General features: G+C 62.5%; 23 protein-coding genes and 1 CRISPR repeat array. Of the genes, 13 read left to right on the top strand and 10 right to left on the bottom strand.

Annotated elements, in window-relative coordinates:
- Positions 1 to 79 precede the first annotated feature (79 nt).
- Positions 80 to 2,366: a CRISPR direct-repeat array (repeat unit 29 nt; unit sequence GCGTTCCCCGCGCCCGCGGGGATGAACCG).
- A gap of 942 nt (positions 2,367 to 3,308) precedes the next feature.
- On the top strand, positions 3,309 to 3,812 hold the full coding sequence (locus ACCAA_RS02230) for a hypothetical protein (protein WP_186405623.1): 504 nt from the start codon (positions 3,309 to 3,311) through the stop codon (positions 3,810 to 3,812).
- A 27-nt stretch (positions 3,813 to 3,839) separates the two neighbouring features.
- Here the strand turns inward: ACCAA_RS02230 and ACCAA_RS02225 are convergent, their stop codons facing one another.
- The 4 genes from ACCAA_RS02225 to ACCAA_RS02210 are packed head-to-tail and all read right to left on the bottom strand — an operon-like array spanning position 3,840 to position 6,290.
- Positions 3,840 to 4,232: a SirB2 family protein gene (locus ACCAA_RS02225; protein ID WP_186405622.1), complete on the bottom strand. Its 393-nt coding sequence runs from the start codon at positions 4,230 to 4,232 to the stop codon at positions 3,840 to 3,842.
- Positions 4,232 to 5,596 (bottom strand): hypothetical protein, encoded by a 1,365-nt coding sequence (locus ACCAA_RS02220; protein ID WP_186405621.1) that lies wholly within the window; start codon positions 5,594 to 5,596, stop codon positions 4,232 to 4,234. The genes ACCAA_RS02225 and ACCAA_RS02220 overlap by 1 nt, the downstream gene beginning before the upstream one ends.
- On the bottom strand, positions 5,596 to 5,832 hold the full coding sequence (locus tag ACCAA_RS02215) for a DUF2249 domain-containing protein (RefSeq protein ID WP_186405620.1): 237 nt from the start codon (positions 5,830 to 5,832) through the stop codon (positions 5,596 to 5,598). Before ACCAA_RS02215 ends, ACCAA_RS02220 begins: the two co-directional genes overlap by 1 nt.
- Positions 5,829 to 6,290 carry a hemerythrin domain-containing protein gene (locus ACCAA_RS02210; protein ID WP_186405619.1) on the bottom strand — a complete coding sequence of 154 codons (462 nt, stop codon included), beginning with the start codon at positions 6,288 to 6,290 and terminating at the stop codon, positions 5,829 to 5,831. The genes ACCAA_RS02215 and ACCAA_RS02210 overlap by 4 nt, the downstream gene beginning before the upstream one ends.
- 148 nt (positions 6,291 to 6,438) lie before the next feature.
- Between ACCAA_RS02210 and ACCAA_RS02205 the strand changes: the two genes are divergently transcribed.
- Genes ACCAA_RS02205 through ACCAA_RS02190 form a run of 4 tightly spaced genes read left to right on the top strand, consistent with a single transcriptional unit; the run spans position 6,439 to position 8,481 of the window.
- Positions 6,439 to 6,882 carry a universal stress protein gene (locus tag ACCAA_RS02205; protein WP_186405618.1) on the top strand — a complete coding sequence of 148 codons (444 nt, stop codon included), beginning with the start codon at positions 6,439 to 6,441 and terminating at the stop codon, positions 6,880 to 6,882.
- A gap of 14 nt (positions 6,883 to 6,896) precedes the next feature.
- A complete protein-coding gene (locus ACCAA_RS02200; protein ID WP_245754392.1) occupies positions 6,897 to 7,577 on the top strand; it encodes a retropepsin-like aspartic protease family protein in 681 nt (226 codons plus the stop codon).
- Between the two features lie 9 nt (positions 7,578 to 7,586).
- Positions 7,587 to 7,853 carry a hypothetical protein gene (locus tag ACCAA_RS02195; RefSeq protein WP_186405617.1) on the top strand — a complete coding sequence of 89 codons (267 nt, stop codon included), beginning with the start codon at positions 7,587 to 7,589 and terminating at the stop codon, positions 7,851 to 7,853.
- Positions 7,840 to 8,481, top strand: coding sequence for a CoA pyrophosphatase (locus ACCAA_RS02190; RefSeq protein ID WP_425394443.1), 642 nt, complete (start codon positions 7,840 to 7,842; stop codon positions 8,479 to 8,481). Before ACCAA_RS02195 ends, ACCAA_RS02190 begins: the two co-directional genes overlap by 14 nt.
- 119 nt (positions 8,482 to 8,600) lie before the next feature.
- Here ACCAA_RS02190 and ACCAA_RS02185 read toward each other — a convergent pair whose 3' ends face one another.
- Positions 8,601 to 9,080 (bottom strand): hypothetical protein, encoded by a 480-nt coding sequence (locus tag ACCAA_RS02185; protein ID WP_186405615.1) that lies wholly within the window; start codon positions 9,078 to 9,080, stop codon positions 8,601 to 8,603.
- Between the two features lie 204 nt (positions 9,081 to 9,284).
- Between ACCAA_RS02185 and ACCAA_RS02180 the strand changes: the two genes are divergently transcribed.
- From ACCAA_RS02180 to ACCAA_RS02165, 4 genes are all read left to right on the top strand, one after another.
- Positions 9,285 to 10,466, top strand: coding sequence for an acetyl-CoA C-acyltransferase family protein (locus ACCAA_RS02180; protein ID WP_186405614.1), 1,182 nt, complete (start codon positions 9,285 to 9,287; stop codon positions 10,464 to 10,466).
- Positions 10,467 to 10,604: 138 nt separating this feature from the next.
- Complete coding sequence (locus ACCAA_RS02175) at positions 10,605 to 10,862, top strand: hypothetical protein (RefSeq protein ID WP_186405613.1); 258 nt, start codon at positions 10,605 to 10,607, stop codon at positions 10,860 to 10,862.
- 328 nt (positions 10,863 to 11,190) lie between these two features.
- Entirely contained in the window at positions 11,191 to 11,499 is a 309-nt protein-coding gene (locus ACCAA_RS02170; RefSeq protein WP_186405612.1) for a hypothetical protein, read from the top strand.
- An 88-nt stretch (positions 11,500 to 11,587) separates the two neighbouring features.
- Entirely contained in the window at positions 11,588 to 13,438 is a 1,851-nt protein-coding gene (locus ACCAA_RS02165; RefSeq protein ID WP_186405611.1) for an AAA domain-containing protein, read from the top strand.
- Here the strand turns inward: ACCAA_RS02165 and ACCAA_RS02160 are convergent.
- Positions 13,365 to 14,345: a helix-turn-helix transcriptional regulator gene (locus ACCAA_RS02160; RefSeq protein ID WP_186405610.1), complete on the bottom strand. Its 981-nt coding sequence runs from the start codon at positions 14,343 to 14,345 to the stop codon at positions 13,365 to 13,367. The two genes, ACCAA_RS02165 and ACCAA_RS02160, sit on opposite strands and share 74 nt — an antisense overlap.
- A 396-nt stretch (positions 14,346 to 14,741) precedes the next feature.
- On the opposite strand from ACCAA_RS02160, the gene ACCAA_RS02155 reads away from it, so the two are divergent.
- Entirely contained in the window at positions 14,742 to 15,839 is a 1,098-nt protein-coding gene (locus ACCAA_RS02155) for a Fic family protein (RefSeq protein ID WP_245754391.1), read from the top strand.
- Between the two features lie 89 nt (positions 15,840 to 15,928).
- Entirely contained in the window at positions 15,929 to 16,282 is a 354-nt protein-coding gene (locus ACCAA_RS02150) for a hypothetical protein (RefSeq protein ID WP_186405609.1), read from the top strand.
- Positions 16,283 to 16,382: 100 nt separating this feature from the next.
- Here ACCAA_RS02150 and ACCAA_RS02145 read toward each other — a convergent pair whose 3' ends face one another.
- Positions 16,383 to 17,288, bottom strand: coding sequence for a phosphorothioated DNA-binding restriction endonuclease (locus ACCAA_RS02145; protein WP_245754393.1), 906 nt, complete (start codon positions 17,286 to 17,288; stop codon positions 16,383 to 16,385).
- Between the two features lie 130 nt (positions 17,289 to 17,418).
- Positions 17,419 to 18,777: a vWA domain-containing protein gene (locus ACCAA_RS02140; protein WP_186405607.1), complete on the bottom strand. Its 1,359-nt coding sequence runs from the start codon at positions 18,775 to 18,777 to the stop codon at positions 17,419 to 17,421.
- A gap of 192 nt (positions 18,778 to 18,969) precedes the next feature.
- Here ACCAA_RS02140 and ACCAA_RS02135 point away from each other — a divergent pair, with 192 nt between their 5' ends.
- Both ACCAA_RS02135 and ACCAA_RS02130 read left to right on the top strand, forming a co-directional pair.
- Positions 18,970 to 19,167 carry a type II toxin-antitoxin system VapB family antitoxin gene (locus ACCAA_RS02135; protein WP_186405606.1) on the top strand — a complete coding sequence of 66 codons (198 nt, stop codon included), beginning with the start codon at positions 18,970 to 18,972 and terminating at the stop codon, positions 19,165 to 19,167.
- Positions 19,164 to 19,535 carry a type II toxin-antitoxin system VapC family toxin gene (locus tag ACCAA_RS02130; RefSeq protein WP_186405605.1) on the top strand — a complete coding sequence of 124 codons (372 nt, stop codon included), beginning with the start codon at positions 19,164 to 19,166 and terminating at the stop codon, positions 19,533 to 19,535. Before ACCAA_RS02135 ends, ACCAA_RS02130 begins: the two co-directional genes overlap by 4 nt.
- Positions 19,536 to 19,800: 265 nt before the next feature.
- On the opposite strand, the gene ACCAA_RS02125 is transcribed toward ACCAA_RS02130, so the two are convergent.
- Entirely contained in the window at positions 19,801 to 21,159 is a 1,359-nt protein-coding gene (locus tag ACCAA_RS02125; RefSeq protein WP_186405604.1) for a vWA domain-containing protein, read from the bottom strand.
- 293 nt (positions 21,160 to 21,452) lie between these two features.
- Positions 21,453 to 21,731, bottom strand: coding sequence for a hypothetical protein (locus tag ACCAA_RS02120; protein ID WP_186405603.1), 279 nt, complete (start codon positions 21,729 to 21,731; stop codon positions 21,453 to 21,455).
- Between the last annotated feature and the right edge of the window lie 86 nt (positions 21,732 to 21,817).

Below are 21,817 nucleotides of genomic sequence, written 5' to 3'. Positions count from 1 at the left end.
CTGCGGGCTACGCTGCAAAACTGTCGACGCCAGATTTCTACGGAATGACGACGCCGTTAACAATAGGGATAAGCTAAGTGCGTTCCCCGCGCCCGCGGGGATGAACCGTCTCGTAGGCGATGCGCCGACGGACCTTGACGGCGTTCCCCGCGCCCGCGGGGATGAACCGTAATTTTGATCTGTCAATAGCTTTTGTAATTTGCGTTCCCCGCGCCCGCGGGGATGAACCGAATGCCAAACATACCGTCAATGAGAATCGTTTGCGTTCCCCGCGCCCGCGGGGATGAACCGACGAGCGTCGACTTCATTTTGGCGCCGGGGTGGCGTTCCCCGCGCCCGCGGGGATGAACCGCCGTTTGGGCTGCGGGCGATTGATTTGCTCGCGCGTTCCCCGCGCCCGCGGGGATGAACCGGCAGTTCTCGGCGGAAGCCTGGCATGAGTTTTGCGTTCCCCGCGCCCGCGGGGATGAACCGGATTCTTGTCGAGCAATTCTCAAAGCACCTTGGCGTTCCCCGCGCCCGCGGGGATGAACCGGAATAATTGATCTTCTGGTCTGGAAATACTTTGCGTTCCCCGCGCCCGCGGGGATGAACCGCAATGGTCCTTACATCGACAGGTTACGTCCCCGCGTTCCCCGCGCCCGCGGGGATGAACCGCCGGCCAGCGGCTGGTCGATTACAACCTCATCGCGTTCCCCGCGCCCGCGGGGATGAACCGGATGTTGAGCTTATCAAGTGGGCCACTGAGATGCGTTCCCCGCGCCCGCGGGGATGAACCGGAGATTGGACAGTGATCGACACTATTCACGCGGCGTTCCCCGCGCCCGCGGGGATGAACCGGGAGTCAAAGGAATGCTGGCCAGCTTCGGGACGCGTTCCCCGCGCCCGCGGGGATGAACCGAAATCCCTCGGAGGATTCGACCCGATTACTCAGCGTTCCCCGCGCCCGCGGGGATGAACCGACACAAGATTATGGATCTTTAGCGCGTATTGCGCGTTCCCCGCGCCCGCGGGGATGAACCGGAGTTCTCTTCCTTGAGCATGAGCTTCTGCAGGCGTTCCCCGCGCCCGCGGGGATGAACCGACCTTCCTGAAGTGTCATTACCTCCTTGTTGAGCGTTCCCCGCGCCCGCGGGGATGAACCGCGATGCTGAAGCTTGCGGAACAAGTTGCTCCGGCGTTCCCCGCGCCCGCGGGGATGAACCGGATTCAATACGGGTCTCATCTATCAATTCATCGCGTTCCCCGCGCCCGCGGGGATGAACCGCCGCCCGGGTAGTATTGCTTGAACACCACGACGCGTTCCCCGCGCCCGCGGGGATGAACCGTCGAATGGGGCAGGGTCATCAGCACGCTATTTGCGTTCCCCGCGCCCGCGGGGATGAACCGGCGGCGACCGGCAACGTCGAGGGCGCGTGGAAGCGTTCCCCGCGCCCGCGGGGATGAACCGTTGGCGTTGGGTGGATCGATGACGGGGTGCAGGCGTTCCCCGCGCCCGCGGGGATGAACCGAGGGGTATCAGGACGTGGTCGACCTGCTTGAGGCGTTCCCCGCGCCCGCGGGGATGAACCGGATTCGCCACTGCACTGACGCTGCACGAGACCGCGTTCCCCGCGCCCGCGGGGATGAACCGATTCCTGGGCCGGCGGGGAGTCCTGCTACGCTGCGTTCCCCGCGCCAGCGGGGATGAACCGCCGCCTTCGCCAGGGCCGCCCTGCAGAAAGGCGCGTTCCCCGCGCCCGCGGGGATGAACCTTTTGCAAGATGCCATCAGCACCGGCTTCCACAGCGTTCCCCGCGCCCGCGGGGATGAACCGGCTTGTAACAACGTAACGGGTATTCCTTTAGGGCGTTCCCCGCGCCCGCGGGGATGAACCGGATTCGCCACCGCACTGACGCTGCACGAGACCGCGTTCCCCGCGCCCGCGGGGATGAACCGCCTGTCTGGTACGCCAACCGCGCCCACAGCAAGCGTTCCCCGCGCCCGCGGGGATGAACCGTCGGGGCGCATCGTGCCGCAATTGCCGGTCGTGCGTTCCCCGCGCCCGCGGGGATGAACCGACGATGCGCTGGAGCTACTGCGCACCGGCAGCGCGTTCCCCGCGCCCGCGGGGATGAACCGATTTCGGCGAAGTACCCCGGCAAGGCTATCGAGCGTTCCCCGCGCCCGCGGGGATGAACCGGTCGTCGATCTTGATCAGCAGAGCGCTCGTCTGCGTTCCCCGCGCCCGCGGGGATGAACCGAGCCGGAGCCAGTCGCCGACAACACCATCAGCGCGTTCCCCGCGCCCGCGGGGATGAACCGCTGGTCGGTGGTCAATCGGAGAGTGGCTTTGGCGCGTTCCCCGCGCCCGCGGGGATGAACCGAATCTGCTCGGCGGGGTCGGATATCTCCCAGAGCGTTCCCCGCGGTTCGCCGTTAAATCATATAATTGAACTTCAGATCCGGCGGTACGAGTGGCGTCTTCTGGAGATCATGGTCTGCGCCGGCCGCGTTTTTCGAAAACCGGGTGGGCGAGAGGGGCGATGAAGTCCTTCAAACACTCGCACTCGCCAGGGGTCGGAAGAGCGCACTGGAAACAGCCGAATTCCCCATCGCCGCAGCGAAATCGCTTGTGTCAACAACCTCCTTGGCGAATGGCAGTTGTAGCCAAGGTATCCGGCCAGTGCGCCCGAAGCGTTGAGGCGTGAGAGGCAGTCGCGGTTCTTTTCACCGCTGCCAAGTCTTTGACAAGGCTAGGCAACATCAGAACGAGGAGTATGCTATGTCATTGTGGCTGTTGGTCATCTCTTGTTCGGTTGGCGTTGCTGGCTGGCTCTTGTGGTCGCGCAATCGCGTCATGCTGCAACCAAAACCTGCTGATGAGCGCAGCGCCGGCACTTATCGCTGTGTATCCATCAGGCCTCACAGCAATGCCTGCGCGAGCGCGAGACAGCTTGAAGATCAGCGTTTCCTGCCCCGAGATGCTCCGCGGTTTCCGCTGGGGACTTGTGATGCGGCGGCATGTCGATGCCGGTATGTCCACTTCAAGGACCGGCGGGACGATGAGCGTCGACACTCGCATGCCTTGCAGCGTGGTCTCAACCGTGGGCCAGGCACTCTGGAACATCGTAGCGGAGGGGAGCGCAGGAGGTCCTCGGAGTTCGCGCCGCACGTATTGCAATGACTTTGACGCGGCCAGGCGCTGGCTTCTGAGATCCAACTCACTGTGCGTGGTCGCCCCGAGCGGCGGCGGCTGAAGCCCTGCCTTGCCTGTTAGCTGCTGGAAGCGATCCTTTGTCGCAGCGTCTTGCCGACCGTGAAATGGGGTGTTCTTCTGGCTGGGATCTGCACTGCACGAGGGGCAATCAAGGTTCTTGGCGCTAGTGGCCGCTTCAGGTCCGCGAGCGGACAACAACCGGAAGGAGCGTGCGATGTCATTTTGGCCGGTCGTCCGTTATGGGGTGCTTGGCGTGACTCTGTGGTCCTGGATGAAGCGCATGCGCGTCGGACCGCAACCCGAGTCACCGACCAAGGACGCGGTGCCATTTGTCTTGATTTCCATGCACACCGGCGACGATGCCTGCGCAGCGGCCAGGCGTCTGAAAGGTAAATGGTTCCTGGCCCATGCTGCGCCGCTGTTGCCTCTGGAGGGCTGCGAAGCAGTTGATTGTCTTTGCAAGTATGTGACCGTGGTGAACCGCCGAAAAGCGGAGCGCCGACGGTCGCATGCGTTGCAGCGCGGCTTCAATTCAGCTCCGGGCAACAGGGAAAACCGCAGTGGTGGGGAGCGCAGGAACTCATTGGGCTTCCCATCGCACGCCTTGCGATGACGCTGAAGTTGCCGCCCCCACGCACCTTCAAATGACCTGTGCGAGCGGCCCGAGGGGGCTGCGAGTGAGGGCGACGGACACGATGTAGGCAAAGGCGGCCAGCGCCGCAACAAAGAAGGCGGCGCGCTGCGCCGGGGTGCGCGCGCGCTTGAGGGCCATCGTTCCGCAAGCAATGTAGATCAGGAGACCGATCAGTTTGGCGGTCAGCCAGTCGGTGGTGAAGGGATTCCGGGCGCTGATCACGGCCATGGCGATGGCGCTGGCCAGCAGGGTGGTGTCTACCACGTGCGGCACGACGCGCACCGCCGGACGCCGCAGCCATGGCGATTGCCGCAGCATCCACACGCCACGCAGAAAGAAACCGGCACCGCTCAATACGACGCAGCCGACGTGCAGGTCCTTGAGGAGCAGGTAGGTCATCAGGGGGCGGGGGCCTTCGTTGCAGGGTGAGAGGTCAGGGAAGGTTTTCCGTCGCTGCTCGTAGCCGCCGCGATCAGTGCCGCGATCTTCGTCCGCTGCTGCCGGTAGAAAGCGACGGCGGCCAGCAGGTTACGCAGCAAGGCCCCATTGGCGACGAGCAGCGCGATCCCTGCCGGGTAGGTGAACCACTCGGGCCAGATCACGGCGGCCAGCAGGAGGGCCAGCGCCAGGAAGTGAGCCCGCATTTGCCGCTTGATCTGCTGCCCGGCAATCACCTTGTTCATGTTCGGGGCCAGTACGCGCCCGCCGCCGAGGTTCTGCAGGTGCAACCAGACCAGAAAAGGGAAGATCTTGTAGAGCATGCCGATAATCACCGACATGAAGCCGCCGCACAGGAGCAGGACGCCGCAGAGCCATTCCAGACGCTCGGCCAGTGCCGCCATGCGTTCCGGCAGACCGCGTGCCACCAGCCACAGGGTGCATGCCGCCAGCGTGCACAGCATGCCGACACGCCAGTAGTGCTGGGTGGCGTCGAAGCGCGCGCGTTTGCTACGCCGCTGCAGGTGCAGCGTCAGAACGGCAAAGGTGGCGGTGATCAGCAGCAGCGCACCGGCAAGCAGCGCCGATGGCGCTGGCCAGTCGGCTGCTTCGGCGAGGCTCCACAATGACAGCAGAGCGAGTGCCGACCATGGAAGAAGGTGCGTAAACCATGCCGGGTAGGCAGGTGTCATCTGAAACATCGGAACGACGACGAAACCGACGGCAGCGAGAAGAACAAGGCCCCAGCCGACGAAGCCCCAACTGAAGTGGATCGACGTCACTCGCGGCAGGGGCAGATCAAGCGCTCCGTCAAGTGCGATGGCCAGCAGCACACCGAGGGCGACCGTCACGCTCAAACCAAGCAGCGAGATCTGCAGGCCGCGAATCGTCGCCCTGCTTGGCGGCACGCCGTACAGGGCATGCCCTGCGCTGCCGACGAAGAGCGCCACGCCGCTGCCGAGAAAAAGTGCTGCCAGCCTGAAAGCAAGCGGTTGGAGGCCGAGAAAGCCGGCCGCGAGGAGCAGCGCGCCCAGCGTGATCGCCAGATGCACCAGCGTCGCCAGCAGCCGCGGTCGCGCCATGTTCGCACCGGCCACCACCGGCAGAATCTGGAGCATTGCGCCGAGCATGACCTGCAGCATGAAGCCGACGGTGATCAGATGGGTCAGTGCCAGGGCCTCAGGCGTCCAGCGTGAGGCAAACAGGCCGGGGCCGCTCCATAGCAGGAGCAAACCGGCAAGGATGGCAAACAGCGGCGCGGTGAGAAAGAAACGGGCCGGCGCGCCAAACGGTGGCGCCTGGTCGAACGACAGCAGGGCCTGCATTACTGGCGTTGGTGGCGGATCAGGATTTCCACGGTGCCATCTGGTCGGCGCGCCGTTTGCCAGGAGAAGCCGTTGATTTCAAGTGCCCTGTAGAGCGGGTAGGGCTCGCGCGGGAGGAGGAGCACGAGCGTTGCCTCAGCACCGAGGTGTTCGAGCGCTTCCATCGTGCGCACCATGGGTTCCGGCGGCTCGAGGCCACGCGCATCGATGACGATATCCGCATCCGTCGGCGTCATGCCGCGACCTTCCCGCCTGTCGCGAGCTGCTTCTGAAGTTCCGGTAGCAGTTCAAGCAGTTGGTCGGCCAATTGCTGATCGCACATCGGATAGAGGACGTTCTCTTCCTTGACGTTGTGTTGCTGCATCATGATCAACAGTGTCTCCGCGTGACCGGCATATTCGTCGGCGTCCCTGTCGGCCAGCGCCGCCTCGGCAGCCGCCAGCAACTGCCGCATTTGCACATGCTCGCTGCGCATGACCTGCGTGGGCCCCAGAGACATTCCGGTGCGCTGCTCGAAGCGCGGAAAGAGAACAGACTCTTCGGCCAAAAAATGATACAACAGCGCATCCCTGAAACGGATGAATTCGGTCCCCGCCAGTTCCCAGGCGCCGTTGACGATTGCCTGCTCGACCGCGACCAGGCAATCATCGCAAAGCCGATGGTCTCTGGTCATGAAGTCCGTAATCTCGTGCATGGGAAACCTCATCAATTGGGATGAGGCATTGTCGAGCGTGGCGGTGCGGCCGGCGTTGATGAACATCAAGTAATACGTTTGATTTCGATCAAGCTCGACGTACGGGATCATGCCTATAGTAGGTTCACTGCTCTCTGGAGGAAGCGAAATGTTCAAGCACATCCTTGTTCCGACCGACGGCTCGGAGCTGTCACAGGAAACTGCTCGCCGGGCGGTTTCGTTTGCCAAGGAGGCTGGCGCGCGCATCACGGCGTTCTACGCCAAGCCCGAGTACCCGGTCACCTACTACGGCGAAGGGGCGCTTATCGACCCGACCACGCCCGAGAAATTCGCCGAGCTTGCCGAACAGCAAGCGCAGCAGACGCTTGATTTCGTTGTCTCGCTGTGTGGCGATGCCAAGGTCGAGGTTGATAGGCTGTCCATTACCAGCGACGTGCCGTACCAGGCGATCATTGACGGTGCCACCCAGGCCGGCTGCGACCTGATCTTCATGGCTTCGCATGGCCGCCGCGGGTTCACTGCCCTGTTGCTTGGCAGTGAAACCAACAAGGTGCTCACGCACTCGAAAATCCCGGTCCTCGTCTATCGCTGATCAAGCAAGTGATCATGCGTGGTTGGCCTGGATCCGCCGACAAGTGTCTCTCGGCGGTGGCTCTGCGGGTGATCGTGGTCCTGTCCCTGATGGTCGCCGGTTTGCCAGCCCTGGCGGTCGACGCCGGCCTGGCTGGCGTCTTTCCGGGGAAAGCGCTGTTGATCATCAACGGCGGCGCGCCGCGAACGGTGGCCGTCGGTGCCACCACCGCTGAAGGCGTCAAGGTGCTGGCCGTCGATGGTGAGACGGCGACCATCGAGAGCGACGGCAAGAAACGTATCCTGCGCGTCGGACAGAACGTCGTATCGCAGCCGTCGGATCAGAGCGCTGCCAAGGCCGTGTTGACCGCCGACGGGAACGGCCACTTCTTGACCACCGGCAGCATCAACGGAACGACCGTCCGCTTTCTCGTCGACACCGGCGCGACGATGATCTCGCTCGGTGCCAGTGAAGCTCGGCGAATAGGCATCGATGGCGGCAAGGGCCAACCGGGGATGGTCAATACGGCCAATGGTCAAGCGCCTGTCGTACTGGTCAAGCTGGATTCCGTGCGCGTTGGCGAGATTGTCATGAATGGTGTCGATGCCCTGGTGCATCAGCAGGATCTGCCTCTTGCCTTGCTCGGCATGAGTTTTTTGAACCGATTGGAAATGCAGCGTGATGGTCCGACGTTGACCCTCAAGAAGCGCTACTAGGAGATGTCGATGACACGTCAACGCGCCAAGAAAGTATCGATGTTGGGCCACGAACTCGACATTCTGATGGGCGAGAGGCAGACGCTGCTGAAGGTCGTTGGCGCTACGGCGGCATTGATTGCTTCTCTCGACACCCGCCTGCTGCCACCGGGGGCCGTCGAGTCGGCGGATCTGGTGGCGACGGCGATCAATGCCTTGCCCGACGAGACCCTGCGCGATGCGCTTGCCGCGGCGAGTGCGCAGATCGCGGAGGACGACCGCGTTGTCAGCGACTGAGGCGAGTCTCGCCCTGCCGACCGGCACGGGCAACGTGGCCGTGGATCTGGCTCGCTTGCGACACGCCTTGCTCGCCGAGCCTTCGCGAGCTGGCGTCGTGCTCGAAGACGGTGTTGGCGACGAGGACCTGCTGCCGGCCGCCGTACTCGTCCCGATCGTCCGGCGAATGAGTGAGCCAACCGTTTTGCTCACTCAGCGCACGGCGCATCTCAAGGATCATCCGGGGCAGATCAGTTTTCCCGGAGGGCGTTGCGAGGTGGCCGACCGTTCCCCGGCACATACCGCGCTGCGCGAGGCCGCCGAGGAGATCGGCCTGGCGTCGGGACAGGTTGAAATCGTCGGCTATCTGCCCGAATACCTGACCAGTACCGGTTTTCGGGTGACCCCGGTGGTGGCCCTGGTGACGCCACCCTTCGAACTTCGGCTCGACGCTTTCGAAGTGGAGGAAGCATTTGAGGTGCCTCTGTCATTTCTTCTCGATCCCGCCAACCACCAGCGGCACTCGCTCCACTACCGCGGCAAACTCCGTTACTATGACGCGATGCCTTACCGTGGCTACTTCATCTGGGGTGCGACGGCGGGAATGATCATGTCTCTCTACCGGGCACTCGAGGTCTCGCCGCGATAGTGTGAAAGTCGCGCCAGCGACCCACGAACCTCCCCTCGCCCGCTCGCGGGAGAGGGGTCGGGGGTGAGGGAAACGGTCAAGATTTTCATGGTTTGGCGTGTCTGGAAGAGCCATGACCGTTAGGCGAGCACCAGCGCGAGTTCGTCCAGGAAGTGCCGCACTTTTTTCTGGTCGGCGGCAGCGCCGAGAGCCACGAGCAGTTTGCCGACCTGGCCCTGGAGTTCTTCGACGTTCCGGGCTTTCTCGATCTCGGTTATCAGCGCACCTGCTTGCGAACCCAGCAACTCGCGCAGAGTCTGGACGATGTAGCTCTTGGTAAGGCTGATGTCCTCGTCGGGTGGCGCGGGGTCAGGTTGCGCCGCGGCTGCTGCGGCGTGGATCGACGCCGCCTCGTGCTGTATGAACCCTTCATTGAGCAGGGCAGCAAGCTGCCGTTCAGCGTCTTTGGTCGACGTGCTGAGTGCCAGTAACTCGCTTACCGTCCGGTGGCCATCGACCATGATGAGCAGCGCGCGCCTGCGCGCAGCGAGGCCATGTGTGCGGGTGGCAATCTCATCGAGGCCTTTTGCCGTTTTGCTGTAGACAGACGACGGATTCATTCCGAAATTCTTCCTGATGCGGCAGTGTGATGTTGCGCGAAGTGGTGGCGTTCTGCAAGCCCTGATGAATTATGGTATGGTACTCGTTCGCATCCTGCGTACAGAGCGTCGGCGGGCGCGTCCGGCGTACGGTGGTGTTCATCGCTATGGTTGGGGCTTGCCGGTCTGGCAGGCGATTGATCGATTAATTACAGGAGTTTCTTCATGAGCAGAGAAGTCGTCGTACTAAGTGCAGTCCGTTCAGCTATTGGCACTTTTGGTGGTTCCCTGGCCAACATGGAGCCCCATGAGCTGGCCGGCACGGTGATGAAGGAGTCGATCGCCCGTTCCGGCGTCGACCCGCAGCAAATCAATTACGTCGCCGTCGGCAACGTAATTCCGACCGACTCGCGCTTCGCTTACGTCTCCCGTGTCGCTTCGATTCAGGCCGGTCTGCCGATGGATTCGGTGGCCATGGCGGTCAATCGTCTGTGCGCTTCAGGTCTGCAGGGCGTCGTTTGCGCGGCGCAGAACATCCTGCTCAACGATTCCGACTACGGTATCGGCGGCGGTGTGGAAGTCATGTCCCGCGGTTCTTACATGCTGCCGGCGATGCGCTCGGGTGCTCGCATGGGCGATGCCAAGGCGATCGACATGATGGTCGCCACGCTCAGCGACCCGTTTGGTGTCGGTCATATGGGCGTCACCGCCGAGAATCTGGCCAAGAAGTGGAATATCAGCCGTGAAGAGCAGGACGCCTTGTCGGTCGAGTCGCAGCGCCGCGCTGCGGCCGCGATTGCCGAAGGGCGCTTCAAGTCGCAGATCGTGCCGATCGTCATGAAGACCCGCAAGGGCGATGTGGTGTTCGATACCGACGAGCACGTCAAGGGCAGCACGACGATCGAAACTCTGGCCAAGATGAAGCCGGCCTTCATCAAGGACGGAACGGTCACCGCCGGCAACGCCTCGGGAATCAATGACGGTGCAGCCTTCCTCGTGCTTGCCGCGGCCGATGTCGCCGCGCAGGCCGGTCAGAAACCGATCGCTCGCCTGGTGTCCTACGCGGTCGCCGGCGTGCCGAACGAACTCATGGGCGAAGGTCCGATTCCGGCGACCAAGCTGGCGCTCAAGAAGGCCGGCCTGACGCTCGATCAGATGGACGTCATCGAAGCCAACGAAGCTTTTGCCGCTCAGGCAATTGCGGTCAGCAAGGGCCTCGGCCTCGACCCGGTGAAGACCAACCCGAACGGCGGCGCCATTGCCCTCGGTCACCCGGTCGGCTGCTCGGGCGCTTTCATCGCCACCAAGGCGATCTACGAGCTGCAGCGTACCGGCGGCAAGTATGCTCTGGTCACCATGTGCATCGGTGGCGGACAGGGTATCGCGGTGATTTTCGAGCGCGCCTGAGAAGGCTTGTCGTAGCATTCAAGAAGCCCGACCGGTTTGCCGGTCGGGTTTTTTTTCGCGCCTCGCCAGCCAAGTGGCAGAATATGACAAAACGCATCAAGATACCAGTTGTCGCGGTAACGGAAAGGACGAGCAAACATGAACCCTCTGCGCCAAGTCTATGAAGACGCCCCTGCGTTTATCCCTATTCCTGAGGTCTTTCAACATCGCCGGATTGAAGTTGTACTTAGTCCTCTGGAAAACACTGAGCCGAAAAGCCAGTTGGGCAAACGCCGTACTGCCCCGCCCAGACTGGCCGGCAAGGCTCGCGATGTGGGTGATGTCATGAGCAGTATTGCCGCTACCGATTGGGGGATGCGGCCTTTGCCTCCTATGTGGAACTGCATGGCCGCTTGATCAGCGACAAGCCCTGAATCTGAACAAAGCCAAACTCAGAACACGCTAAGGGTCGTATTGTCAGAAATGAGGTCAATCGTTTCAGCGCGAAGAGTGGGTATCTGGACGATAAGAGTCCGTCGAATATCGCGAGATCGTCGTCGGCGAGCGTCATTTCACCCCTTCGGATGCGGCCCGCTTCGTCGCGGCCAACCGCGAGGCGCATGGCTGGATTCCGTCCCCGGTCAAGCTCGGTCACCCGATCAATCAGTCGGCACAGGAACTGGTCCGGTTTTATGCGCTCGGCACGTCCTGTAGCGCCGAGGAAGAACAGGATGCTCGGCATCGGTTGCCGGAGCTGAGCTCACTCCCTTCCGAGCGCCAGTTCCAGGTCATGGTTGCCGAGTATCAGCAGCTCACGACCACCGATCTGACACCCGGCGCGGATCACTGGCAGGCAACGGAGCTTGGCAGCGAGTCGCTCGAGAAAGTGGCCGGTGATCTGGCTGCCGAATTCTCTGACGATCTGCGCCGGCAGGCTTGGCGCCCCTACGCCATCGTTGCCGGCATTCCCGGCGGCACCGAGCGGGAGGTGTGGGAGCGGCTCATCGCGACTATCGAGGAAGCCGCGGAGGCCAACGCAAGACCTGGCAACTGAGGTAGATCCGACATCGCCCGACCGTGGTTGCGTCGGCCGCATAATCGCCGCTGTCCGCTCGCGCAATCCGGATGCCTACACCAGGGCCATGGAGTATGCGCGTCGCCTGCATGCCGTCAAACCGCTGGTCGTCGAACGTGATGCACTGACCGCAAGGCTTGCGCTGGTCGCTCCCGGATGGGCAGAGCAGATTACCCACCGGGTGCCGCCACACCACGAGGGAACGGTTCCCGGTGATGTGGCGATGGCCGGGACATGGCGGCAACTGCACGACACGCTGGCGGAACGTGACAAGCTCGATGCTGATGACTTGCAGCGACAGATCGACCGGACGCGGGAAACACTTCATCAGATGACCGAGTGGCTGATCGACGCCAAGGCATGGGGCAAACAACTTGAGCGGCTGCAAGGGAATCACTCGATCCGGCAAGCACTCGTGGGCTGGCTTGATACCACCAAACGCCTCGTTTCGACGCGGCAACTTGATGGACGGCAGTCGCTGCTCGCGGAAGCTCGTCGGCTGATGAAGAGGTGCGCCGACGCAGTACGGGTCTGGATCATGCCGATCTCGATCATGGCTGAGAGCTTCGATCCGACCACGACGCGCTTCGACGTGGTGATCATCGACGAGGCCAGTCAGGCGGATCTGAATGCGCTGATTCCCCTCTATCTCGGTAAGCCAGTCATTGTCGTCGGCGACCACGAACAGGTGACACCGCTGGGTGTCGGAAAAGGGCAGATCATTCTCGATAACCTGCGCAAGTCGATGGTGCAGGACATCCCGAACTCGCACCTTTTCGACAACCTTTCGTCGATCTACGACGTCGGCCGGCAGTCCTTCGGCGATGCCATCCGTCTCGTTGAGCATTTCCGCTGCGTGCCGGAGATCATCACCTTCAGCAACCAGCTTTCTTATGGCGGCAAGATCAAACCGCTGCGCGAGTCGAATTCGACGGACCTGAAGCCGGCGTGCGTCGGCTGGCGGGTAGACGGTGTGCGTGAGGGCGACACCAACAAGGCCGAGGCGCGGCGCATCATCGATACCATCAAGGCGATGATTCAGCATCCCCGCTACGCCGACAAGTCCATCGGGATCATCTCGCTGCTGGGCGAAGCACAGGCGCTCCTGATCCAGTCCATGCTGCACAAGGAGATTCCCGGCGTCGAGATCGAGCAGCGGCGTATTCAGGCGGGCATCTCCGGAGAATTCCAGGGCGACGAGCGCGACATCATGTTCCTGTCGATGGTCGATAGCCCGGCCAGCGAAGGAACCTTGCGCGCCACCGGCGAAGGCGCTTTCGAACTGATCAAGAAGCGCTATAACGTCGCTGCCAGTCGTGCTCGGGACCAGATGTGGGTGATGCACTCGTTCGACCCCGACGTACACCTGAAGAGCACCGATCTGCGCCTCAAGCTGCTTCAGCATGTCCGTGCTCCGCTTGCTTTGCTGCATGCATTCAACCAGGAGGTCGGCAAGACCGAGTCACCTTTTGAGCGTGCTGTGCTCAAGCGCCTGACCGATGCCGGTTATCGCGTGAAATCGCAATGGCAGGTGGGCTATTACCGGATCGACATGGTGGTCGAAGGTGCCGGCAAGCGCCTGGCAGTGGAGTGCGATGGTGATCGCTATCACCCGATGGAAAAGCTGGCCGACGATATGGAGCGACAATCGATTCTGGAACGTCTCGGCTGGCAATTCGTCCGTATCCGCGGCAGCGCGTTCTTCCGGAATCCCGAACTCGCGATGCGGCCGCTGTTTGATCGGCTTGAGGAACTGGCCATTCCGCCCGAGGCCAATATCGACCAGGCTCCGGCGTCAGACATGACGCTCATTGATGAACTGGATGATCTCATCCGCGACGGATTCACCGCCGATATCGTGCCAGCCCCGATGCCAACTCGGTCGCCACGCGCGCCTTCAGCGCTTCCGGTTCGATGACCATGCAGTCACTGCCGTACTTCATGATGTCCATGATCAGTTCGCGATCGTCGGCGTAGGGCACGCGCAGTTCATAGCTGCCATCGTCGAGCAGCTTGCCTTCCTGTTTCGGATGCCAGCGCTCGGACGCTACCCAGCGCGCCCTTTCGGGCGTGAAGCGCAGCACGGCCCAGGAAACCTGGTCGCCCGAGAAGATGCCGTAGCCGGAGCCGAGCATCTCGTCGAGTCGCTTGTCGGCCACGTCCCTGGCCCGTTTGTCGAGGATCTCGGCGTATTCGATGGCGTCGACCAAGAAGGCGCGCAAACCATCGCGCAGATGACACCACACATCGAGATACCAGTTGTCACGGTAGTAGTTGAGTCGTTGCGGCGAGACCTCTCGTTCAGTCACCTCGTCAGTGCCGCGCGCATGGTAGCGGATGACGAGGCGCTTTCTCCGCAACAGCGCGGAACCGACGGCCTGAAAGTGCTCTAGGTGGAACTCGCGGGCGCCGACCGTCTGGATGCGGATACGGCGCCGCACTTCCTCGACCGGGTTGTCGGCGGTGCCGAGCAGGCCGGACAGGCGGGCGAGCAGGGGCTTGATCTGCGGGCCGAGCAGGCCGCCGGTGTCGAGATTGGAGAGCAGATGCTGCATGGTCAGCAGAGCATGGATCTCCTCGGCGGTGAACCACAGCCCCGGTAGCTCATACTGCTGGCCAACCCGCTGCTCGGTTTTCTCGAAGCGGTAGGCGCCCAGACTTCGGTCGAATACGAGGGGCGCGTTCAGTCGATCCCGCATGTAGGCGATGTCGCGCTTGAGCGTCGCCCAGGATACGCCCAGGCGCTCCTGCAACTCGCTACGCGTCACCGAGTGGCGAGCACCGAGAATCTGGTCGATCTGGTAGATACGTTCCATGCCGCTCATGGTGATGTCTCCGGATCACGAGGCCTGAATTGCAGGCTCTTCAGGTGAGCCTGTTGCCGCGTATCATGACATACGCTGGCGCCGCCATGGCAGATTGTTCAATGGCCTGTTGGAAACCGGGACGTCGGAACGTCGAGATTCCTTGCCAATCAGGGGATCGTTTGCGGTACCATTCGACGGTATTCCTGGAGCATCATCGCTGCAGTGGCCATCAAGCAGGACGCGCTCACATTCCTCCCCAGCGCAGTCGCCGCCAGGAAACGGCGCACTGGTACCCGGCCCTGGGGGAGAAGGATCACATGGCAAGCGAGCGACGAGTGATGAGATCCCGCGCTACACCACGGCCTGTCGCGTCGCCAACGTGATGCAGTCGCATCTGGAGAGCCTTGGACGGGCATGTTCTGTGCAGAGATCAAGCTGATGAATACCTTGAAGTGCTTTCGAGCCGGCGATCTGGCCATTCCGGCGTCGACCGCGTGGTATCTGTCGGACCTTGGCGAATTCCGCGGCAAGCAGGAACTCTACACGCGGCAGTCTCCTCAACGCCTGAGGGTGCTGCGCGAGCATGCGATGATCGAAAGCGCGGTGTCCAGTAACCGCATTGAAGGAGTTTCGCTTGAGCCTTCGCGGCTCAAGGCGGTGCTTGCTGCACCAAGTCCGCTGTTCCGTGATCGCGATGAGGAGGAGATTCGCGGTTACCGTGATGCACTGGCCTGGATTCATCAGGAGGCGTCGACGATTCCGAACTCCGAGGGCACGATCAAGCGCCTGCATGCCATGACACGCGGGCAAATATGGGATGCCGGCCATTACAAGGAAAGGGATAGTGACATCATCGAGCGTTACGCTGATGGTGGCGAACGGATGCGTTTTCGTACCGTGCCGGCAGCAAACACAGCGGACGCGATGGCGCAGTTGATGACGATCTGGCAGGACAGCCTCGACGAGCGCCACATTCCGCCCCTGATTGTGCTGGCGGCCTTCAACCTGGATTTTCTGTGCATCCATCCCTTCCGTGACGGGAATGGTCGTGTCTCGCGCCTGATCTGGCTGCTGCAAAGTTACCAGCTTGGTTTCGAAGTGGGGCGTTACGTCAGTCTCGAAAGGTTGATCGAGCAGAACAAGGTGCGTTACTACGAAACTCTGGAGATGAGTTCCGAGTGCTGGCACGAAGGCAGGCACGACCCTTGGCCGTATGTGAATTACGTTCTCTTCATCCTGAAAACGGCGTACCGGGAATTTGCCGAGCGCGTCGGTGAGGTCAAGGCGCCTCGCGGTGCCAAACGCGACCTGGTTCTCGCCGGAATTGAGCGCCTGGTCGCAAGGCCGGGCGGGCGGCCTTCCGCCGGGCAATTCACGATCAGCGAACTGTGCCAGGTTTGCCCGGGGGTTAGCCGGGACATGGTGCGCACGGTCTTGCGCGACGAACAGAAACAAGGTCAAGTGGAGTGTCTAGGCCGCGGACCGGCCGCTGCGTGGAGGAGGAAGGGGTAACACCCCTTTGGTAAGGGTAATAATGAGGGTAACACTGGAAAGTGCCATCTTGCCCCGGACGCACAATGGCCACGAAAGTTGAGTGATGCTTGACCGGAAAGGCGAAAGTTGGCGCTGGCGGGATGACGCCCGATGTCGATCTGTCTCTATCTTGCGGAGTGATGCACATGAATGGCGCGGGTGAATTTATTGCAGTGGATTTGCATGCCGATGAAAAGAAGCTCATCCTGGATCTTGGCGGTTTCTGGGTTAAGGATGAGACGACACAGGCGGACCTCAAGAACGGCCGCAAGAAATGGATAAGATTCAGACCGCATCTTTTTTCCGAGCTCATTGGTGAGTTGTCCTATCACTGCAACCGGTGCAGGAATGCCTATAAAAGGCAACTGCTGGATACGCTGATCGACCATCTTGAAGGCACGCTTTTCTCCAGTCGGAGATAGTCACCCCGATGTTGCCTTCACTGCTCGCCGGCGAGATTCAAAATGGTCTTGTACGCAACCGATCGGGGATTGGGTGTCAGTATCATCAAGTCTCGAAAAATCATTCTCTTGCCGGATTCTTGAATACCTCTTTCCGGTGCCAATCGAGGAATGCCGGCCGCGGGAAATACTCCCTGGCTTGCGGCAGGATCAGTCCGGCACCTTGGTAAGCCAGAAATCGGTCGGTGGTCTCGTGGTTACCGTTGAGATGCTGGCTGAAGACGATCTGGTAGGTTTCGGGAAGCACGGTGAACGCACCCAGGTCGAATACCTTGTGGTGCAGCGAGCAAAGCGCAATGCCATTTGGTACCACGTCCGGCCCCTTTGCCTGGAACCATTTGATATGGGCTGCTTCAAGCCCGACGGTCTGGTGCCCGAGGCGAAGATCATGGCCGCAAACGCCGCAGCGGTGCTGGTAGGCAAGCAGCACTTTCTCGCGGAACGAGGGATCGCGACGGCGACTCTGCTCGCCGGAGGGTAATGTTTCGGCAAGGTCAGTGGGCAGCCCAGCGACAGCCAGCACATCGTCGCGAATGGATTCCGGGAAATGTGCATCAACGATGCGCCGGGCGAGCGTTGCGAGCAGTACCGGGTCGCGCGACAAGGCTTCGCGCAACGCAGGAGGGAAGCCACCCCGTACATGGTTTTCGCGGAGCTCGGTAAGGGTCGGCGTTGCTCCGGCAGGACGACTGAGCATTTCCGCCGGTCCATCGAGTTGCCACAATCCATCGGTCTTGAGGTGCCAGAAGGGATGGTGGCGCGTCTGGCTCGACCCGTCCGGGCCGAACTCGTCAAGCAGCTCCTTGAGGCGCCCCTCGGCGACGTTCCAATCTACCATCGCAGTGTCGCCATCGAGGACTCTCGAGAGCGCATAGAGGACGAGTAGCGGCTTGTGCACGGCGCGCCTGTCGCCGCGTTGCCATACGCGCATGCGGTCGAATGCCTCAATGATCTCGTCTCGGGCCATCACCAGTACTTTCTCTTTGCAGGTGCATGCAGCGCACTTTACTGCGCGGAACGTCACTGTCACCGACGTGGCGGCGAATGTCCAGAGCGATGACGCTCATGATGCGATCTTCTTCCCACACCAAACCCGCCTACGTCTGCGACTCGTCCGGCCTGCCGAACTGAGCCTTGCCCTGGGCTATCTTGCGGCGCAGGAAGCTGGCGCTGCCCGATTCGCTCGCCGGGCTGTCGTAGGCGTTTTCTTCCTTCGCCGAAATCCGCGAACTCATCTTGCGGGCCGAGTAGAGCGCCTCCTTGCGGAAGCGGGCCGTATCCATCGAGCCGGCAAGCTCGGCCATGCCCTCCAGCACATCGATGACCCAGGGCTGCCCGGCAAAGCGCTCACGGGCCTCGGCGAGGAGGCGCTCGACGGTTGTCCAGTCGCCGTGTTCGGCGGCGGCGCGCGCCTGTTCGAGCAGCTTGCCGGCCGCCAGTTCGGATTGGCGAGCGACGACCAGCGGGTCGGTGGGCAGGGCCTCCCAGGCAGAAACCGGCATGGCCGGCAGCGTCAGCAGTGCATCGGCGAAGGGTAACGGCTTGCCTTCCGGCGTCGATGCGCTGACGGCTGCCTGCAGCAGTGATCCGGCGCCGTTGACGGCGAGCCGGGCCGGAATATCGAGTTCGACCAGCGCCCAGGCTTCGGCGCCGAACGCGATGTCGGGCAGGCGGATCACCGGACTGCCGGCTTTGCCATCGACCGGATAGTCGTTGACCAGGCGAATCCTGACACGCGGTGCGGCGGCGAGCGACAGACGGACGTGGCGGGCGCAGAGCGCCGAGATGAAATCGAACTCCTCGACGAAGGGCTCGAAGAGGTCGGCGGCAGTGTCTCCGTAGTAGTGGTTGCCGCTCCCGCGCCTGGCCATTTCGACCATCAGGTCCTCGTTGAAGTGAGGTCCGAGGCCATAGGTCGAGGTGGTGACGCCGCGTTCGGCCGCTTGTGCGCAGAGGGCAGCGATGCCGGCCGTGTCAGTGATCTCGCCGATATTGGCATTGCCGTCGGAGAGCAGGATGACGCGTGCCAGCGCTGCCTGGCCGGCGGCCGGCAGCAGGCCACCGGCGCCTGCCTGCCAGCCACCGTTGAGGTTGGTCGAGCCGCCGCTATGCACCCCCGACAGCGCCAGATGCAGCGCCCTGCGGTCACCGACGAGGCTGGCGGGAACGAGCGTCTGCACGCGGTCATCGAAGACGACCAGCGAGGCCATGTCCGTGGGCTCGAGCTGGTTGGTGATGTGCTTCGCGCAGCGAACCGCTTCGGCCAGCGGTGGCCCGCACATCGAGCCGGAGCGGTCGATGACCAGGGCAATGTGATAGGGCTTGCGCGCTTTCTGCCCAGTGGACACGGGGTCGGGTGCCTGCACTCGGATGAGGACCGGCAGCTTCTGGGCGACGCCGGCGATGCGGGCGACTTTGAGCGGCTGGATGAGGATGCGGAGGGTGTCGTTGGCCACTGCGGCTCCTTTTCGTCCGGCACCATTGCCGGCAGATGAGATCAGGATAGCAAGCGGCAGGCTCACAGGATGCGCCACCGGGTGCAGGAACCCACCTTTCGCTGGCACTGCTCAGGTAGTCGGGGTAAGACTATCGTGCCGATGATCATCAAATGATGTTATGATCGACGCGTCAACAAGAAGGAGAAAGCCATGCGGACCACAGTGGCACTCGATGATGATTTGCTCGCCAAAGCCCAGGCGTTGACAGGCGTTTCTGAAAAAACGGCTTTGCTTCGAGAAGCCCTGCGCGCCCTCATTCAGCGCGAAAGCGCAAAACGCCTGGCACTCCTCGGCGGCTCGGAGCCGCAACTGGAATACGTGCCGAGACACCAGACGGAACCGGCATGATCCTGGTCGATACCTCCATCTGGATCGACCACCTTCGCCGGGGTAACGAGCGGCTGCTCCGCATGCTGGAGCAGGGCCAGGTGTTGATCCACCCCTACGTGATTGGCGAAGTGGCCTTGGGCAACCTCCGGAATCGTGCCGCGATCCTCAGCGCGCTACACGATTTGCCGCAGGCAGCCGTCGCTACGGATGGCGAAGTGCTGCGTTTCGTACACCAAAATACTCTCTACGGTGTAGGTATCGGCTATATCGACGCGCATTTGTTGGCGGCGGTACGCCTTTCGCCTAGAGCCACCTTGTGGACGGGGGACCGTAGGTTGCTTGCTGCTGGCAAGAGCTTGGGGTTGGCGGAAAACGAGATTCATTGAATCGAGTGGCGCCGGCTGACCACTGTGTTTCTGCATTTCTGCCTACGACCGACTTCTTTTCAAACAAGCCGATAGCTCAACTGGATTCCCACCTTCGTGGGAATGACGAGAGCCGGAATCGGGCCTTGGTGGCTTATTCACAGGCTCTTGGACCTTGCGATCTCGGTTGTCCACAAAAACCTTGGCCAGTATCGCGGCCATAAAGGAACGGCGGCCCACCCCGCCAGCATCCAGCACGCCGCCGCGGATGACCACCGAAACCCATCTATTTCTTCGTTTCGTCCGGCTTGTCGAACTCTGCCTTGCCCTGGGCCGTCTTGCGGCGCAGGAAGCTGGAGCTGCCTAATTCGGTGACCGGACCCTCGTAGGAGCTTTCCTCAGTCGGCGAAATTCGCGTATGCATGAAACGGGAAGAATAGAGCGCTTCCTTCCGGAAGCGCGCCGCATCCCTTGAACGGGCGAGTTCCGCGATGCTCTCGAGCACCTCGATCACCCAGGGCTGGTCGGCAAAGAGTTGGCGGGCCTCGGCCAGCAGGCGCTCGACGGTGGCCCAGTCCCCGTGTTCGGCAGCGGCGCGCGCTCGTTCGAGCAGCTTGCTGGCTGCCAGTTCGGCCTGACGCGTGACCACCAGTGGATCGGCCAGCAGTATTGCCCAGGCAGAGGCCGGCATGGCGGGCAGCGTCAGCAGCGCGTCGGCAAAGGCCAACGGCTCGCCGTCGGGTGTGGACGCCGTGACCGCCGCCTGCAGCAGTTGGCCGGTGCCCTCTATCGCGAGACTGGACGGAATCTCCAGCTCGACCAGCGCCCATGCTTCGGCGCCGAAGGCGATGTCGGGCAGGCGGATCACCGGCATGCCGGCATCGCCATCGACAGGGTAATCATTGAGCAGACGGATGCTGACGCCCGGCGCCGCAGCGAGCGACAGACGGACTTGGCGGGCGCAGAGCGCCGAAATGAAATCGAATTCCTGGGCGAAGGGCTCGAAGAGGTCGGCGGCGGTATCGCCGTAGTAATGGTTGCCGCCACCGAGTTTGGCCATCTCGACCATCAGGTCCTCGTTGAAGTCGGCTCCGAGGCCATAGGTAGAGGTGCTGACGCCGCGCTCGGCCGCTTGCGCGCAGAGGGTGGCGATGCCAGCCGTATCGGTGATCTCGCCGACATTGGCGTTGCCGTCCGAGAGCAGGATGACCCGCGCCAGAGCGGCCTCGCCGGCGGCCGGCAACAGGCTCTGGGCGCCCGCCTGCCAGCCGCCGTACAGGTTGGTCGAGCCGCCGCTATGGACACGCGACAGGGCATGGTACAGCGCCTTGCGGTCACCGACCGGGCGGGCCAGGACAAGGGTCTGCACGCGGTCATCGAAGACGATCAGCGAGGCGATGTCGGTGGGCGCCAACTGGTCGGTGATGTGCTTCGCGCAGCGCACTGCTTCGGCCAGCGGCGGACCGGACATCGATCCGGAACGGTCGATGACCAGCGCCAGGTGATAGGGCTTGCGCGCTTTCTTCTCGGTCGACACGGGGTCCGGCGCCTGCACACGGATGAGGACGGGCAGCTTTTGGGCGACGCCGGTGATGAGAGCGACTTTGAGCGGCTGGATGAGGATGCGGGGGGTGGTGTTGGCCATGGAGTCTCCTTTTCGTCCGGCACCATTGCCGGCACATGAGATCAGTATAGTGACCCGCTGGCTCACAGGATGCGCCACCCGGATGGCGAAAAGGCTGTCACCGGCGAGGCGAAGGCCTGCCGGTCAAACGTTCCGGTTTGCCGGCAAGTGGTTTCGGTTAGTCTGCGAGCACTCGCGAATCGTCTGCTCGCCCGATTGACCGGGCGCCGCCCGTCGGTCGGAGGTTTCTCGCGATCAGCGCAGTAGCCGGTTGCTGCTGCACCGCACCGGCGGGACCTCCATCCCTCCGGACATCACTTCATGCTCGCGCGCAGATCCACCAGAGCCTGTTCAAAGGTGTCGACCCGGATCAGGCCCAGGCGCGGATACTCGAGGTCGATGATGACGTTCACCGCCAGCGCCATGGTCGCGGCAAAACCGATCATGTGAATCCAGCTGCGCGCCTTGCCGCCGGCCATGCCGTAGCCGGCAAGCAGCGCCGCGATCAGCGCCAGCCCGAAGAGCAGCCCGAAGATGACCATGGGCGGGTGCGTCTGCGCGGCCATGGTGCGGGTGGTGGTGATGTCGATCATCTGGTTCAGCGCCGGCAGGAGCAGCGTAAGCGTTTAGCCCCCCTACCACACGTACCGAGCAGGTTGGTGCGGAGCGCAGCGCTTGC

The sequence above is a fragment of the Candidatus Accumulibacter aalborgensis genome (genome assembly GCF_900089955.1).
In the GTDB taxonomy this organism is placed as follows: Bacteria; Pseudomonadota; Gammaproteobacteria; order Burkholderiales; family Rhodocyclaceae; genus Accumulibacter; species Accumulibacter aalborgensis.
The sequence above is the reverse complement of the archived record's forward strand: the minus strand, read 5'-3'. Positions and strand labels throughout refer to the sequence as shown.